This window comes from Thermogemmatispora sp., assembly GCF_019683635.1.
GTDB lineage: Bacteria > Chloroflexota > Ktedonobacteria > Ktedonobacterales > Ktedonobacteraceae > Thermogemmatispora.
In genome coordinates, this window is sequence record NZ_JADGIA010000012.1 from 1 (window position 1) to 14,651 (window position 14,651).

Annotated in this window: 13 protein-coding genes and 1 pseudogene; 5 read left to right on the forward strand and 9 right to left on the reverse strand. The window is 58.9% G+C overall.

Annotated elements, in window-relative coordinates; genetic code table 11:
• From IRZ31_RS02720 to extP, 5 genes are all read right to left on the reverse strand, one after another.
• Positions 1–672 (reverse strand): hypothetical protein (locus IRZ31_RS02720; RefSeq protein ID WP_297149270.1); only part of this gene is annotated, 672 nt, incomplete at its 3' end.
• 467 nt (positions 673–1,139) lie between these two features.
• Entirely contained in the window at positions 1,140–2,120 is a 981-nt protein-coding gene (locus IRZ31_RS02725; protein ID WP_297149272.1) for a c-type cytochrome, read from the reverse strand.
• A 237-nt stretch (positions 2,121–2,357) separates the two neighbouring features.
• On the reverse strand, positions 2,358–3,062 hold the full coding sequence (locus IRZ31_RS02730) for a Rieske 2Fe-2S domain-containing protein (protein ID WP_297149274.1): 705 nt from the start codon (positions 3,060–3,062) through the stop codon (positions 2,358–2,360).
• Between the two features lie 39 nt (positions 3,063–3,101).
• Positions 3,102–3,641 (reverse strand): hypothetical protein, encoded by a 540-nt coding sequence (locus tag IRZ31_RS02735; RefSeq protein ID WP_052888330.1) that lies wholly within the window; start codon positions 3,639–3,641, stop codon positions 3,102–3,104.
• A gap of 255 nt (positions 3,642–3,896) precedes the next feature.
• Complete coding sequence (gene extP / locus IRZ31_RS02740) at positions 3,897–4,718, reverse strand: selenite/tellurite reduction operon b-type cytochrome ExtP (RefSeq protein WP_297149279.1); 822 nt, start codon at positions 4,716–4,718, stop codon at positions 3,897–3,899.
• A 956-nt stretch (positions 4,719–5,674) separates the two neighbouring features.
• Here extP and IRZ31_RS02745 point away from each other — a divergent pair.
• Together IRZ31_RS02745 and IRZ31_RS02750 are read left to right on the forward strand one after the other, a co-directional pair.
• A complete protein-coding gene (locus tag IRZ31_RS02745) occupies positions 5,675–6,811 on the forward strand; it encodes a sensor histidine kinase (RefSeq protein ID WP_297149281.1) in 1,137 nt (378 codons plus the stop codon).
• Positions 6,808–7,497: a response regulator transcription factor gene (locus tag IRZ31_RS02750; RefSeq protein ID WP_297149283.1), complete on the forward strand. Its 690-nt coding sequence runs from the start codon at positions 6,808–6,810 to the stop codon at positions 7,495–7,497. Before IRZ31_RS02745 ends, IRZ31_RS02750 begins: the two co-directional genes overlap by 4 nt.
• Positions 7,498–7,617: 120 nt before the next feature.
• On the opposite strand, the gene IRZ31_RS02755 is transcribed toward IRZ31_RS02750, so the two are convergent.
• From IRZ31_RS02755 to IRZ31_RS02765, 4 genes and pseudogenes are all read right to left on the reverse strand, one after another.
• On the reverse strand, positions 7,618–7,965 hold the full coding sequence (locus tag IRZ31_RS02755; RefSeq protein WP_297149285.1) for a hypothetical protein: 348 nt from the start codon (positions 7,963–7,965) through the stop codon (positions 7,618–7,620).
• Positions 7,966–8,222: 257 nt separating this feature from the next.
• Positions 8,223–9,755 carry a hypothetical protein gene (locus tag IRZ31_RS02760; RefSeq protein ID WP_297149287.1) on the reverse strand — a complete coding sequence of 511 codons (1,533 nt, stop codon included), beginning with the start codon at positions 9,753–9,755 and terminating at the stop codon, positions 8,223–8,225.
• Positions 9,756–10,121: 366 nt separating this feature from the next.
• A pseudogene (locus IRZ31_RS21340) lies at positions 10,122–10,193 on the reverse strand (zinc-ribbon domain-containing protein); the annotation flags it as partial.
• Positions 10,194–10,327: 134 nt separating this feature from the next.
• Complete coding sequence (locus IRZ31_RS02765; protein ID WP_297149289.1) at positions 10,328–11,563, reverse strand: FAD-dependent oxidoreductase; 1,236 nt, start codon at positions 11,561–11,563, stop codon at positions 10,328–10,330.
• A gap of 184 nt (positions 11,564–11,747) precedes the next feature.
• On the opposite strand from IRZ31_RS02765, the gene IRZ31_RS02770 reads away from it, so the two are divergent.
• The 3 genes from IRZ31_RS02770 to IRZ31_RS02780 all read left to right on the forward strand — a co-directional run bounded on the left by IRZ31_RS02770 (position 11,748) and on the right by IRZ31_RS02780 (position 14,618).
• The gene (locus IRZ31_RS02770) at positions 11,748–12,227 is read left to right on the forward strand and encodes a MarR family transcriptional regulator (RefSeq protein ID WP_297149291.1); all 480 of its coding nucleotides are present in this window, start codon (positions 11,748–11,750) and stop codon (positions 12,225–12,227) included.
• A 129-nt stretch (positions 12,228–12,356) separates the two neighbouring features.
• Positions 12,357–13,877: an MFS transporter gene (locus IRZ31_RS02775; protein WP_297149293.1), complete on the forward strand. Its 1,521-nt coding sequence runs from the start codon at positions 12,357–12,359 to the stop codon at positions 13,875–13,877.
• Between the two features lie 327 nt (positions 13,878–14,204).
• Positions 14,205–14,618 carry a transcriptional repressor gene (locus IRZ31_RS02780; protein ID WP_297149295.1) on the forward strand — a complete coding sequence of 138 codons (414 nt, stop codon included), beginning with the start codon at positions 14,205–14,207 and terminating at the stop codon, positions 14,616–14,618.
• The last annotated feature ends 33 nt before the right edge of the window (positions 14,619–14,651 follow it).

Below are 14,651 nucleotides of genomic sequence, written 5' to 3' on the forward strand. Positions count from 1 at the left end.
CGCCGTGGGGCAGGCCGGGTTGATGCGGGCCGCCAGGGCATTGGGATCAACCAGCATCGAGAAGAGCATGTAGGCAAAGAGGACCACGCTACCTAGCACTGTGAGGCCACGAATTGTCGGTGTGGTCCCCGGGTCACTGCGATCCGGATCGCTCTGCTCCTTGAGCGCCAGGCCACCGTAGAACATAGCAGCAGCTCCGGCGATGAGGAGCACAACGGCGATCAGCACAAAATCAACAGCTCCCGGCTCCAACCAGAGCACATTTCCATCGAGGAGCGGGTTCCAGAAGAAGTTCGCTGATGGAAAGTACTGGCTGTTAGTCGTGACACCCGCCGCCGTAACCGGGGTGAGCACCGCCCAGAGAAGCAGCGCCAGTCCCCCTACGAAGAGCACCAGACCCAGGCCGACGAAGAGCATGGGCGGCAGCAACGGCTTGGGGTCAAAGAGCAGGACTATAACCTCAACGACGAAGAAACCGAGCAGGCAGACCAGACCGAGGGCGAGCGAGCCTTGCTCCATGCCCTGCAGCGTGGAAGCCGTCAGCTCATCGAAAATATAGCCCGGAAGCTGCCCGATCAGCAAGGCCGTAATGAAGAAGAAGCCGACACCAAAGATCAGGGCACGTGCCCACGACATGCGCTCAGGCAGCTCCCGTGGTTGAACTCTCTGCATAGTTGCCAGCCCTTTCAACGACATGTACCACAAACAGTTGCGGCGACATGCTTGATATGGGGCACGAAGCCCCGCTCTGATCACCGCGTCTTCCGCTGTAGCAGTAAACCTTGCCTGGCCTCTCACCAGTCTACGACAGGTCGGCACCTCCAGGCATGGCCTTGTAGATCCATATGCCAGGAGAACGCCCCGGGAGCAGCCAACTCTTTCTCTGCCTGCCCTCCCGGCTGGTGATCTCCTGGCCAGTCAGTCAGTTCCCTGCGCGGCGAAAGACGCTTTGACGCTTATCTGCACTGACGCAGGGCGTCCACACAGACCCCAGTATCCACATGGCTGCTAGCCCCCCTGCCTGCACACTCTCCCCTTCCCAGCCCAGCTCGACAGAGCAGCGCGAGAAGAGTCAGCAGGCATGGTACGGAGCCGGCAGCCAAACCAAGCAGGTCGCGCTCTTAGTAAGCGGCCTCTGATTAGGGCACGATCAGCAGAACCGCCACCATGCTTGGATGGTACTGGCAATAGTAGTAGACCTTATGGTCCTTATTCAGATTATAGGCCGCCATCGTCACTGTGTAGGTGAAGGTGCCATTGGTCAAGATCGGCTTTGACAGGCCGGAGTCGAAGATATTTGAGGCGATCTTCTTATTGTTCAGATCCTCGGTCTGGAGAGCCGTGACCGTATGAGCCTGAGTATCCTTATTCACCCAGGTAATGGTGGTCCCCACCTTCACCTTCACATAGATCGGGTCATAGCAGGCCGGCGAGCAGCTCGCCCCACTGGGGGCGGTCACTATATCGATCGTGACATTCTTCTTGGAAGTCAGATCGACCGGATTGCCGAACTGACCACTACTCTCCTGAGCGACCGCTGTCTGATAGGCCGTAGGGTTATTCTTCTGGATCAGCGCCGGCACCTGGTCGAAGCCATTGCCTGCCGGCAGACCATTGGCCTTCAGATAATCCGGATCGGATGAGCGGATCAGCTCAAAGAGATACTGGATATCGATGTTGGTCAGCGGGCCGCCATAATCCTCGCTCCAGGCCGGCATGATCGCCACGTTGAGCTGATTAGTGCTTGTATTATAGATACCTGCGCTGATAATGCGCAGCAGGTCATTATCGCTCAACTTATTGACCTGGGGATTATTGTTCAGGCTGGGGCCGACACGGCCCTGGCCTTTGGTGCCGTGACATTGGAAGCAGTACTGAGCATATAGCTCAGCGCCGCGCTCCAGAGCGGTTTGATGCTGCTGGACCTTAGCCATCGCCTCGCCATTGCTCTCCATGATCCAAAAGACAGGGATCAACACCGTGATCAGGGAGAGCATGATCAGCGCCCCATAGCCGCTCTTCTCAACTGCATTGGTGCGCGAGTAAAAGAGATAGAGCAGGCCGCCAACGGTCACCAGCAGCACGACAATGCCTATAGCTGCCTGGACAGGATTGATCATACGCGCTACCTTTCCAAGAGTTTTCCTAATGTTCCTTCTCTTACCCCCAGCCAGGAACCTGTACGGGAAGCAGACGGTCCCCGACCATAGGCAGAAGCCAGCGGCGAGCAGGGCCGGACAGGCATCGTGCCGGAAAGAGCCGGACCGGAGCTGCTGCAGATGCATCTCTTGTAGCCTGCCCTCCCAGGGCACTTGACCCGTCTACCCGTCCAGGCGCCGGAGAAGAGAAGGTGAGCATCAGGCGCAGGCAATCGTCGGCTCGGGGATCAGGCGGGTGGACGCATCGGGGTGCTGAACCTTATTGTTCAGCTGAGACGTGTCCACGATCACGCTCTCACCCTGGAAGAGAATGCGGAAGCGATCCAGGCTGCGGGGTGCCGGGCCATCGAGGAACTCGCCATCGACATTATAATGCGAGCCGTGGCACGGGCACTTAAAGCTTACACAGTCATCACGGAATGGCACCGTGCAGCCGAGATGGACGCAACGCTGATAGAGCGCTATCCAGTACGAGCCATCGCTATCCTTAACAATCCACTCCGAATCCAGCTGATCGCTTAGCGCCTGGCCAGAGAGCAACAACGGCGTATCCTTGGCGAGATGGACCACATAGGTCTTGGCCTCCTGGCGATAAAAGACAGCGGCCTGATCCAGCTTCGCCTCGGACGGCTTGGCGGCTGGAAAATCGCTCTTATTGCCCACATTGAGGGCCGAGCCGAACTGGCCAGCCAGATTCGGATAGAGCATATTCAACGCCCCGGCCACCGCAGTAGTCGCCGAGAGGCCCCAGACAGCCAGCGTGGCGCGGCGCAGAAAGCGCCGGCGCGAGAGGCGTTGCCGGGCAATCTCAGCAGCCTCTGCGCCGCCGCCGTGGAGCACCTCGTACTGCTGCGGTGTCAAGGGTGGCCTATCTACATCCCGCGGCGGGAAATCCATACTCATAAAGAACAGATCCTTTCCTTCCGTTTTCCCAGAGTTCCCTTACAGGTCGAAGAAAAGACCCTGCCAGGGCCAGTACCACACCCAGCCGGGGCCACGGAAGAAACTCCCGGCCAGGGTCACACAGGCCCAGAAGACCACAAACATTGTGAAGGTCACAATGGCGATCTTACGGTCTGCGTAAGCACGGCTGGGATTGCGATCCACGTAGGGCAGGCAGGCCAGGCCGACCAGCACCAGCCCCGGGATGAGCACACCGGCAGTCGTTGGTGGGAAGTAGTGCAGCAGCTCCTGCAAGCCCAGGAAGTACCAGGGAGCCTTGGCCGGGTTCGGCGTGACGTTGGGATTGGCCGGCTCCCGCAGCGGCGCGTCGATTGCCACCGAGAGCAGGGTGAGCATGACCATCACGATGGTGGAGGCAAAGAACTCTCGCACCAGCAAATGAGGCCAGACAAAGACCGAGTCCTCCAGCGGTTTCTCAACGCGCGTGATGGCCTCCTGCCTTACTACTGCCAGCGTACGATAGCGTCGCTGGGTCGCCGCTGCTTGCGTCTGTACCTTTGGCTCCTGTTCGATTGCCATTGGCCTATCCTCTCATCTTTGTTCTAATCCCTGAGCCAGCTTCTCCTGACCAGGCCAGACCAGCCTGGCTGGCCTGGTGAGCAGCCAGAGACAGCAACGGCTTCTTTTTCTCATCCCCGATTCTCATCCCTGAGCGAGCGGGCTATCCTGCAAGGAAGAGCCTCGCCTGTGAAAGAGGGCTTTTCCCGTGCCTCCAGATGCCTCCCGCTCAGGCCACTCTCTCGCCTGGTTAGCGGTTCGCAAAAAGCTCACTCACTAACGCGTAACCGTTGGCGCCAGCCCTTGCTCAGCCTCTGCCAGGCGAGCCTCCAGCTCGCGCCGCGGCGGCGGCGGTGGCCCAGCCGCTCCTCCATCCTTACGGATGCGCCAGAAGTGTACCGCCAGCAGAATAGCCGTGGCCAGCGGCAGCAAGATTACATGCCCCACATAGAAGCGAATCAGGGTTGCCTGACCAACCGCGGGACCACCTACCAGCACCTGATAAACCGGCTGTCCCAGAATCGGGGTGTACGGGGCCAGGTTGGTTCCCACCGTAATAGCCCACAGAGCAATCTGGTCCCACGGAAGCAAATAGCCAGTAAAACTCAAGAAGAGAGTACAGAAGAAGAGGCCCACACCCACAACCCAGTTGAACTCGCGCGGCGGCTTATAGGCCCCATGATAGAAGACGCGGATCATGTGCAGGGTCACGGAGACGACCATCAGGTGGGCCGCCCAGCGGTGCATGTTGCGCACCAGATGGCCAAAGGAGACCGCGCTGCTGAGCTGGTTGATGTTCTGATAGGCCGTGTGGGTCTCAGGAACATAATAAAACATGAGAAAAACCCCGGTCAGGGTCAGCACCAGGAAGAGGAAGAAGGAGATTCCCCCCATACACCAGGTATAGGTGATCTTCATCGCCTGGCGGCTCACCTTCACCGGGTGCAGATGCAGGAAGACGTTCCCCATCATCACCAGCGACTGGTTGAGTGGGGTGTCCGGATAGCCGTGGCGGAATATCGATCGCCAGAGCTGGCTCGTCACTATCTTCTGCGTGATGATGTCGAGCAAGCTCTTCTTTTCAGGTAGTGAACTCACACACAGTTCCTCCTGTTCTCATCCCTCAGCGAGCGTGACGACCATCTGAGCTGCTGCTCATAGGTTCGCTCCTTGCCTGCTTTTGTCCAGCAATTCCTTCTCGGGGCCGGTTAGCAGCAACGAGACGGGAGATGGGCGCTCAGCTGCGTGGCAGATTATACCACACCGGCTCTCTCCCTGAGTACCCCTCCCCAACAGGGTCCTGCCCCACTCCAATCTCCTCCCTTTGCTCTGCCTACTCTCTTCTAAAGAAGAGGCCACAGCTGTGCCAGATGGGTAAGGCCGGGCTGATAGGCTCTGCTCCTCTCCTTTAACCCTCGGCGCGCCCCAAGGAGCAGCCCGCTCTTTCTCTGCCCCTCATTGTTAGATTACAGAGTTCTCCTGAGGAGAGCATCAGGTGTTTACCTGATTTTGTCAGCCAACCCCTCGCTCAAGCATCCCTCTGCTCGCGCCTGGGAGGCCACGCGATCCACCCCTTTGCCTCAGCCTTCTCGGCCAGCTAACCCCCGCTCTGCCTGTTCTCCAGGGAAGGCGACGCCCGTTTTACCTTGTAATACACCACTTCTGAGGAGAAAGGCCAGCCTGGAGGTTCTCAGCCGCCCGGAAGATTATAGCATGGGGACCCGAAGAGAACATCAGGTAAATACCTGATTCTGCCCGGTACTCTACACATGCCTCTCCTCGCACCCCCAGCTCCCTAGACGGCTGCTGGCCGTAGCAGTCTGGAGGAGCAGAGAAGAGACAGGGGTGAGGGGCCACTCTACTATTTTACGTTTTCTATCTATACCTTATTTATTAATATATCAGATCAAAAATACCAATAGTATAGCTAATACAGGCAACCGGGGATGACAGGTGCGATTTTGTGTGCGCTCGTTTGACAGGCAAGCCCCCCAACGCTACAATTAAAGAAGAGGGAGGCTCTTCTTCGCCAAGCGTAGAGAGGTTCGAGAGCAATGGAGCGCAAGACTACACTGGCCGGGTCGGGGGTGCAAAGCTGGCCGCGATTGCTCAGGCCCCTGCTCAGTTTGCCTATCTTCTATAAAGTTCTGATTGCCAATAGCTTGATTATCTTTGTTGGCGCTACCGGCGGTACCTGGCTGGCCTCCCATTTGAATGATAGCCGGCAGGGGCTGGCAACGCCTACCTCGCTGATCATTTTTATTACGGTGGGTTGGCTGGTGAGTGTGGCTTTGAATTTCCTGCTGCTGCAGATCGCTTTCCGGCCCCTGATGGACCTGGGCAAGGTTATGAGCCGTGTCCAGAAAGGTGAGCGCTCGCTGCGCGCTCCTCTGACCGGGCTTGATCCTCAAGCTGACCAGCTCGCTGCGACCTTCAACGTAATGCTAGAGGCCATTGACGAGGCTTCGCGTCTGCGTTCAACGCAGATCATCAATGCTCAGGAGCAGGAGCGCAAACGCATTGCACGCGAGTTGCACGACGAAACCAGCCAGATGCTCACCTCGCTGCTCATCAGTCTGGCGATCCTGGAGAAGTCGGTGACCAGCCCCGAGGCCCGCGAGCGTATCGCCGATACACGCAATCTGGCCCATCAAACGCTGCGGGCTATCCGCAACTTGAGCATCGATCTGCGCCCCAGTGCCCTGGACGACTTGGGCTTGCTGCCAGCGCTGCGCTGGTATATTAAAGAATATCAACAGAAGTGCTCCATCGAGGTAGAGTTTTCAGCCACAGGCTTTAAGGGGCGTCTGCCCGCCGAGATGGAGACTGTCCTTTATCGCATTGTGCAGGAGGCTCTGACCAACACCGCTCGTCACGCCAATGCGACGAAGGTCTCTATCGCCCTGCGAGAGGAGGAAGGAGCGGTCCACGCAACCATCAGCGATAATGGCTGCGGCTTCGATGTCGAGGCCTTGATGAAGACGCCAGGCCAGGAGCGCGGCCTGGGTCTGGCGGGCATGCAGGAACGGGCCGTTCTCCTCGATGGGTCGCTGGACATCAAGTCCCGTCCTGGCGCGGGTACCACTATCGAGGTGCGCTTGCCCCTGCACCAGAGCGATGCCGAGTCTGTTCCCTACGCTGAGCTGACCCCTTCGGAGAAGCAACCGCGAGGAGGTCCGGTGAAGGTATGACGATGACGAGTACAGCCGAGGCAACCAAAGCCGTGCAGAAGATTCGTATCCTCCTGGCCGATGACCACACGATCCTGCGCGCTGGTCTGAAGATGATGCTCAATGCTCAACCCGATATGGAGGTGGTCGGCGAAGCACAGGATGGCCGCCAGGCTCTTCAGGAAGCGCTTCGCCTCCAGCCCGATATCGTGCTCATGGATATCACCATGCCCGACATGAGCGGGATCGAGGCCACGCGGCAGATCAAGAAGCAGGTTCCCGAGACCAAGGTGCTCATTCTAACGATGCACGAGAACGACGAATATATCTTCCAGGCGCTGCGGGCCGGCGCCTCTGGCTACATGCTCAAGGAGGCCGCCGACACCGATCTGATCTCAGCGCTGCACGTCATCCAGAATGGCCAGGTCTATCTTTCGCCGGTGGCTCAGTCGGTCATGGTGGGCGATTATCTCCAGCGTGTGCGTGCCGGTGAGGAGAAGGACAGCTACGAGAGTCTCACTGAGCGAGAGCGGGAGATTCTGAAGCTGGTGGCTGAGGGTTATACCAACACGAAAATTGCCGAACGCCTGGTTATCAGCCCCAAGACGGTCGACACGCACCGCACCCACATTATGGATAAATTGAATCTCCATAGCCGCGCCGAGCTGGTCAAGTACGCAATGCGGCGCGGCCTGCTGGAAGACTAGCCAGGCGGTGCGTTACCCCCCTGCCTGCCGCCTGCCCGCCAGCGAGACCTCTCGGCTTGGCCGCGGAGTGAGCTTGCTTCGTTAGCTGCGGCGAGGATGAGAGAGGGTGCAATCACCCCATCACACCTCATCCTCATCGCTGAGGTCAGCTCCTCGCTCGCTCTCCCCGGCGAAGTATTCGTCGCTGTAGAAGCCGACATCTCTGCCAACATAGACGCTCACCAGAAAGTCGTCGCGCGGCATATCTGCCGAAAGGACCAGGTCCTCGTCGATCTGCTCGATCAGTTTGGTCAGCTCAGCCTCCTCCAGCTCGCGCTCAAGGATTAAGGTACCATGTACTGCCGTTGTGGTGAAGTGAATGTCAATGGTACCAAGGCGCGTGCTGTTCTGCAGGCTATTACCCTGCATGATGTAATAGCCTTCTGAGTAGGGTGTACGGAAGTGTCGTTCGAAGCGAATATCTTCCATAAGCCTGCCAGGTCTGCGCGGCAGCTGGGCTTGACCGCCGCGCCCTCCTTTCTGATCACCAGATCTACGCCACACTGTCCGTCGATCGTGAAGGATGGGAAGCTATCCCGCCCTCCGGCGCCTATCCCCTAGGGGACAGACCTGTACCGGATATCGCGCACATTATAACATAGTTCCGTCGCGATAGGGGATACACAGATCACTTCTTCCACGGAATGCCAGCCTTCCCAGTTTCGTCGGTCAGGTTGGCTTGCGCTTCAGTTGAGGAAGCGGAAGGAGGCTCGTGCCGGCGCAAAGACTTGCTTCTCCTCATCTGTGTAGATCTTTTGATATGCCAGCTGCATAAAGGTGTAGAGATGGCCGGAACGGCTCGTGACAAGCAGGACCTCCGTGTAGCTGGCACCGGTGATGGTAACTGTTCCTCGCAGTTGTTGCCAGCTCACGCCACCAAACGTCAGCGGGTCTGCCGATTTGGCACCTGTCAGGCCTACCTGGCTTGCCTCTTTCTGGAGATAATGGGCCAGGTCCTGATCACCAGCGGGGGCCACCAGGAGAATCATCTGTCCGGTCTGGCTGCTATCACTAAAAGTGACCTTGCCCTGCTGGTAATCCAGCTGATAGCTCCACCCCTGCGGGTATACGAGCGCCACTCCCAGACGCTGATCGCTAAACGCCCGTAGAGGCTGGGTAATGAGAGGGACGCTGAACGGCTGATAAACAACTACCCAGGCAGTCAAGCCACCACCGATGAGGAGCAAAGCCAGGATGAATGCTACAATAGCCAGTGGGCGCCTACGTCGTCGGGAGGCCTGGCTCTCAGCTGTAGTTGACCGGGCAGCTGGCGATGAGCCGGGCTTTTCGACTTGGGGCAGGGCGGCTGTTTCCTCGGCCTCCCACTGGCGGAGAGAGGGATTAGCCGGACGTGGCGCCTGCTCAACCCTGTCGGCCCCCCAGCTGGCAACGTCGGGAGATCTGGAGGGAGACGCTCCTGCTCCAGCCCTCGTAGTTGAAGCGCCAAAGAGGGGAGCCTCAGCTATTCCTGGTAACGAGGGAGGCGACCCACTAGAGGGCGCTAGAGCGGATGCCGGCAGCGGGGTGACAGGCTGAGAGCGCCACGGGCCAGCGGTCGCCCCAGGCCCAGCAGGAGGCTGCGCTGCCAGGCGCATGGTATCCAGCTCCTCGATATCCCCCGAGCGCGTGGGAGAACTGGCCTGCCCGGCAAAGGACATGCCGCGTTCCCTGCCCAGCTCGTGCTCCTGCCAACGGCTGGGACGTGGCGTCGAGGCGCGTTCAATGACCAGCCCAGGCCCGGGGCTGGCCTTGAGTGGCATGGTAGGCAGATCGTCGACAGCCCCGTGACGCTGATCAGGTTGCTCACCCGGACGCACACGCTCCGAGCGCGGCAGCACTATCCCTAAGAGATGCCCCTGCGTGGGCATGTCCTCATAGGAGAAGGAAGATGAAGCGCTCTCGATCTGAGCCTGCGACCAGCCTTCCTCTGTCGGCGTCTCCCCCGGGAGCTGCTGAACCTCAGCCTCGCTTGCTTCCCCTGGCTGCGGCATGATCAAGGTCTCATCCTCTTCCCAGACGCGCACATGCAACTCGCGCGGGGAGAGCGAGCGCCCTGAGCGTAGCCCTTCTTCTTCTCCAGAAGAGGGGAGCAACTGGCCAGCTTCCTCTGTCGGAGTCTCCTCCGAGCGAGCGGTGGGTACTGCCGAGGTCGGTGCATCAGCTAACCAGGCCCGGCGCCAGGCCTCTGCCACCGCAGCGGTCTCCGACTGCTCTTCCATGTCTTCGGCAGTGCTTGACTCCTGCTCGCCAGAAGGAGAGGCAGGCCGAGGTGCAGCAGGCTGGGCTGACCACGAAGCTGCAGATCCCTGAACTGGAGAGTCAGCTGTAGAAGAAGAACTCTGAAAGGAACTCTCCGTTTCCCCAGGCAGGTCGGGCAGGCGCTCAAGCGACTCGCGGCGCGGTGCCCGCCAGCGGCGGCTAGCGACCTCCCGATCTAACTGGTCTAGCCAGGGAGGCGGCACATGCACATTGTTAGGAGCAGGCGCCTTCCCAGCAGGCTCCTGGGTCACCAGATGCCCTGCAGAGGGCGGCTCCCCGCTGACGGAAGTGGAAGGAGTCACCTGCTTTGTCGCGGGTAGAAATCTGCCACAGTTATTGCAGAAGCGTGCATTTTCCCTGGGCAAGGCTTTGCCACAATGCGGACAGAAAACGGCCACAAACTCCCTCCTGCATATGCTCGCTCCGGCGCAGCATCACGACCTGCCCGAGTTAGCGGGTCTGACGGTACTTGATGGTAGTTACGGTATCTTACCAGCCCGGTTTCGTCAAGCGCGATAGCCCAAAAGGAGTGCTATTTCAGGGTCAGAACGGCCTCCCGCTCGGTGGGACTGGCCAGCACCTGCTGGTTTTTGATCAGTTCGACAAGCTTTCTGCGTCCTTTGGGGCTGCCAATCATGATCGCGCCAACCAGCCTGTTCTCGCGCAGGAATAGCTTGCGGTAATTCTCATGGCCTTTTTCGCCGGGCTCGCGCAACGAGACGCTTTCCAGCTCTGGATTGTTGGACTCAGCCGTGCCAATGACGGCAATGTTGACATCAAAGAGTGGGCTTGTATACGTGGGCACATCAACGTATGGCTCACGGCCTCCGGCCATGTTGATTGCGGCGATGCGCCCATGCGCCAAAGCATTATCCCAGGTCCCCATCGTATGGTGACGGCCAATCGTTGGATCGTAAAACTCGGCAACGTCGCCGGCAGCATAGACATGCGGCACATTCGTCTCTAGATATTCGTCCACTACGATCCCAGTACGAACCTCAATGGGGGTGCCTTTGAGGAAAGCGGTGTTAAGCGTAATCCCAAGCCCTACACCGATGATGTCCGCCTGGATCTCACGCCCCTGCTTCGTTTTGACATAGGCCGGTACCCCGTCACGCGCGACAACCTCGGCGATTTCGTCGCCGTGGATGACATTGACGCCAAAACGCCTGGCAATGGCATCGACGATCTCGCCCCCCTCGGGATCAAGGCAGTTGCGCAGCCAGTACGGACCACGCATAAGCCAGGTGGTCTCAAGCTTGCGCATGGCGAAGCCGTCACACAGCTCATAGGAGATGAAGCTGCCTCCGTAGGCCAGGGCTGTGCGCGATTCGAGGATGCGCGCTATAATAGTCTTCGTGTCATCCAGGGTGACAAAGTTGTAGATGTGCTTCGTGCCAGCCGCTCCCGGCACCTGCAGTGGCTTGGCCCAGCCCCCGCTGGCAATGAGAAGCGCATCATAGGGGAAATGTTGCCCGCGTTCAGTCACTACAATCCGCTCGTCCGTGTTGACCTCTGTCACAAGGGTCTCGGTCAGCAGAGAGATGCGGCGCTGCTCATGCCAGGCAAAGTCACGCATCATTACCTTTTGCTCGGGCAGCACCCCTTGCAGGAAACGCGGCAATGAAACACGGTTGTAGAGAGGGTAAGGCTCGTTGGTAATCAGATGAATGCTGCAGTTTGGATCAAGCTTGCGTAAGGTCTCGGCGGCTGTAGTGCCGGCGATCCCGTTCCCAATAATAACGTACCGTTTCTCGTGCGTTGCCAAATGCCGTTCTCCTTGCCTGCGATGGTTTTCCTGGTCTCTGTCTCATGGGCGATTCTAGCATAGTCCAGGCAAAATTGCTACTGGACTCTTCTGTAAGGCCAGTAGGCGCGGCCTTCTTCCCTTTACTTGCCTCCCTAGTTTGCCTATCATATAATTAGATTGTCAAAGTGAGTAAGGAGCGACCATGCGACCGGATTCGCTGGATGATAGCGCAGCACTGGCAATGGAGCTGCTGGATATTGTCCCCAAGGTGCTGCGCCAGATGCACACCGATGCGCTCAATTCCGAGACTCTGGCTGAGCCTGACCGCGAGGATCTCTCCGAGATCCGTGCCACCAGCGGACAGCTGAGCTTGCTGCGCATCCTGATTGAGCGCAAGTGCTGCATGATGCAGGAGCTGGCCCGCCAGCTCGGGGTGACGCCTTCAACGGTGACGGCAATGGTGAAACGCTTGCAGGCTCAGGGCTATCTGGAACGGAGTCGCGATGAGGCCGACTGGCGCACGGTCTGGGTGAAGCCAACAGCACGCGCTCAGCACCTGGTCCAACTCTATGATCGTGGCCGCCTGGCTTCGCTGGAGCGCCGCCTGGCTCGCCTGAGCGAGACTGAGCGCGAGCACCTTGTCGCCGCGCTTCCCGCCTTGCGTCACCTCATTGAAGGCTGATGAGTGGCCGCTGAAGGCGCCTATTCGCTCCGCACCGCTTCGCTTCCATCGCCTTTGCTCTCTGCACACTGTTTCCCCTCCTTTATTGTCCACATATATCACGTAAAAGGAGAGTAGAAAGGTTTTACGATGCAGACTTCTTCGGAGTCTTCTTTGACACCGGTGACGCAAGAGGTCTCTTATGCCTCCGAGCAAGCTGGAGCCGCCGATGAGAGAGTGCCGACAGGCGGAGGCGATGGCTATCGCTGGACGGCTCTCTCGGTAACCACTGTAGGGGCCTTGCTGGCTTCTATTCAAGGCTCGGCCTTGCTGATCGCTCTGCCGGCGATTCTGGTCGAGCTGCAGGCCTCGTTCTTCACGATCATGTGGACATTGATGGGGTATTTGCTGATACTGACTGTGCTGACGCCCATCGTTGGCCGCCTGGCCGATATTTGGGGCCGCAAACGCCTCTACAATAGCGGTTTTCTGCTCTTCGCCCTGGGTTCGTTGGTAGCTGGCCTGGCCCAGCCAGCCTTTCACGGGGCCGATCTGGTGGCAGGACGTCTGATCCAGGGCCTCGGGGCCGCCTTGCTGATGACCAATAGTACGGCGATTGTCACCGATGCCTTTCGCAAAGGAGAGGTCGGCCTGGGCCTGGGGATCAACCAGATCGCCGGGGCCGCAGGCTTCTTGATCGGACCCATTATCGGCGGCCTGCTAACCGAGTGGTCCTGGCGCTGGGTATTCCTTTTTAATGTGCCTCTGGCCACCTTCGGCACGCTCTGGGGAATCTGGCGCTTGCGCGAGCCAGTGCGCCCGGCTCGCCAAACCCCTATCGATTGGGTTGGGGGCCTGACGCTTGCTCTGGGCCTCTCTGGGACCTTGCTGGCTCTGACAATGGTAGCTTTCCCGCTGCTGGGCGAGTCGACAACTGTGGTTATTTTGATAGTGGGCCTGCTGAGCCTGCTCCTGTTCGCCGCGATTGAGCCACGCATCAAGACACCTATCGTACAGCTACAGCTCTTTCGCGAGCGTCTCTTTGCAATGGCGAGTCTGAGCGGCTTGCTGAATGGAATCGCCCGTGGCGCGGTGCTCTTCCTCTTGATCTTCTTTCTCCAGGGACCCTATGGGAAAGATCCGCTGACCGCCGGGCTGATGCTTGCTCCCTTCGGAGCTGCTTTTATGATTATTGGCCCGCTGAGTGGCCGTCTCTCGGACCATATTGGTTCCCGTATTCTCACTCCCATCGGTCTGGCCGTTTCGGCTTTGGGCCTGCTGGGCTTGACGACCATTACGCCTACAACGCCGTTCTGGCTGCTTTCGTTCTATATGGCTATGATGGGAGGAGGCTCGGGTTTCTTTGTCTCGCCCAATACGAATGCGATTATGAGTTCGGTGCCACCCCATCAGCGTGGCGCCGCCTCGGGGCTGCTGGGAATGCTCAATAATACTGGCCAGATGCTCAGTATTGCTATTGTCTTTCCGCTGGCTCTGAAGGGGGTGCCCATGGGAGCGGTCATGCAGGTCTTTATCTATGGCGGCGGTATGGGCCAGTTTCCCTCAGCCCTGGCTACCTTTATGCACGGCTTGCACTCAGCGTTTCTGGTGTCGTTCGTTCTGAGCCTGGCAGCGATGCTGGTGGCCGCTTTACGCCCTTCCCATCGCTAAAGAGGCATCTGTTGATTGAAAGTTGAGGCCGATGCTGGCTGGACCAGGGGTGCCTGCTTCCCACATCCTTTCTTCTGGCGTGGCTTGCCCTCCAATCCGCCGCCCTGCCAGTTGTGGATGACTTAGGCGGGAGCAGGGCCCCCCTCCCGTCGCTCAGCTCTCCAATCTCCTCTTCGGCTTCCCTCTCCATCTGCCCCCAGGTCTATCAGCCCTCGCCTCCCTTGACAAAGCCTCCAGGCCGGACATATAATTCTGGTAGCAGATTGATAATGATTATCATTATTAGGTGACCCTAATATCGGGGTCCGAGAGAATCACCAGGCGCCAATGAAAGAGACGTTGAACGCCAATGCCCAGGCAGTTCTGGAGGTTGTGCGCAGCAGCCATAACCACCCGACTGCTCTGGAGGTTTACGAGGCTGTGCGCAAAGTGCGCCCCCGCATCGGGGTGGCGAGTGTTTACCGTATTCTGCACAGCCTGGCGCAGCAAGGGCTGATTCGCGAGTTGGGGCGCAGTGACGAGGCCTGTCGGTACGATGGGCACATCGAGCGCCACGACCACGCAATCTGCACGGCTTGCGGCGCTCTTCTCGATCTGCCTGTTGAGGTGCGTCTCTCAGAGGAGGCGCTCCGCTCGGCAGCGCAGGCCGCGGGCATAGAGCTGCACTCGCATGAGGTCAGGCTCTATGGTCTGTGCACTGCCTGCCGTCAGCGGCTGCAGGCAGAATCAACGGAGGATTGAGCGGATTGCCTCGCTCGCAGGCAATCGGACAAA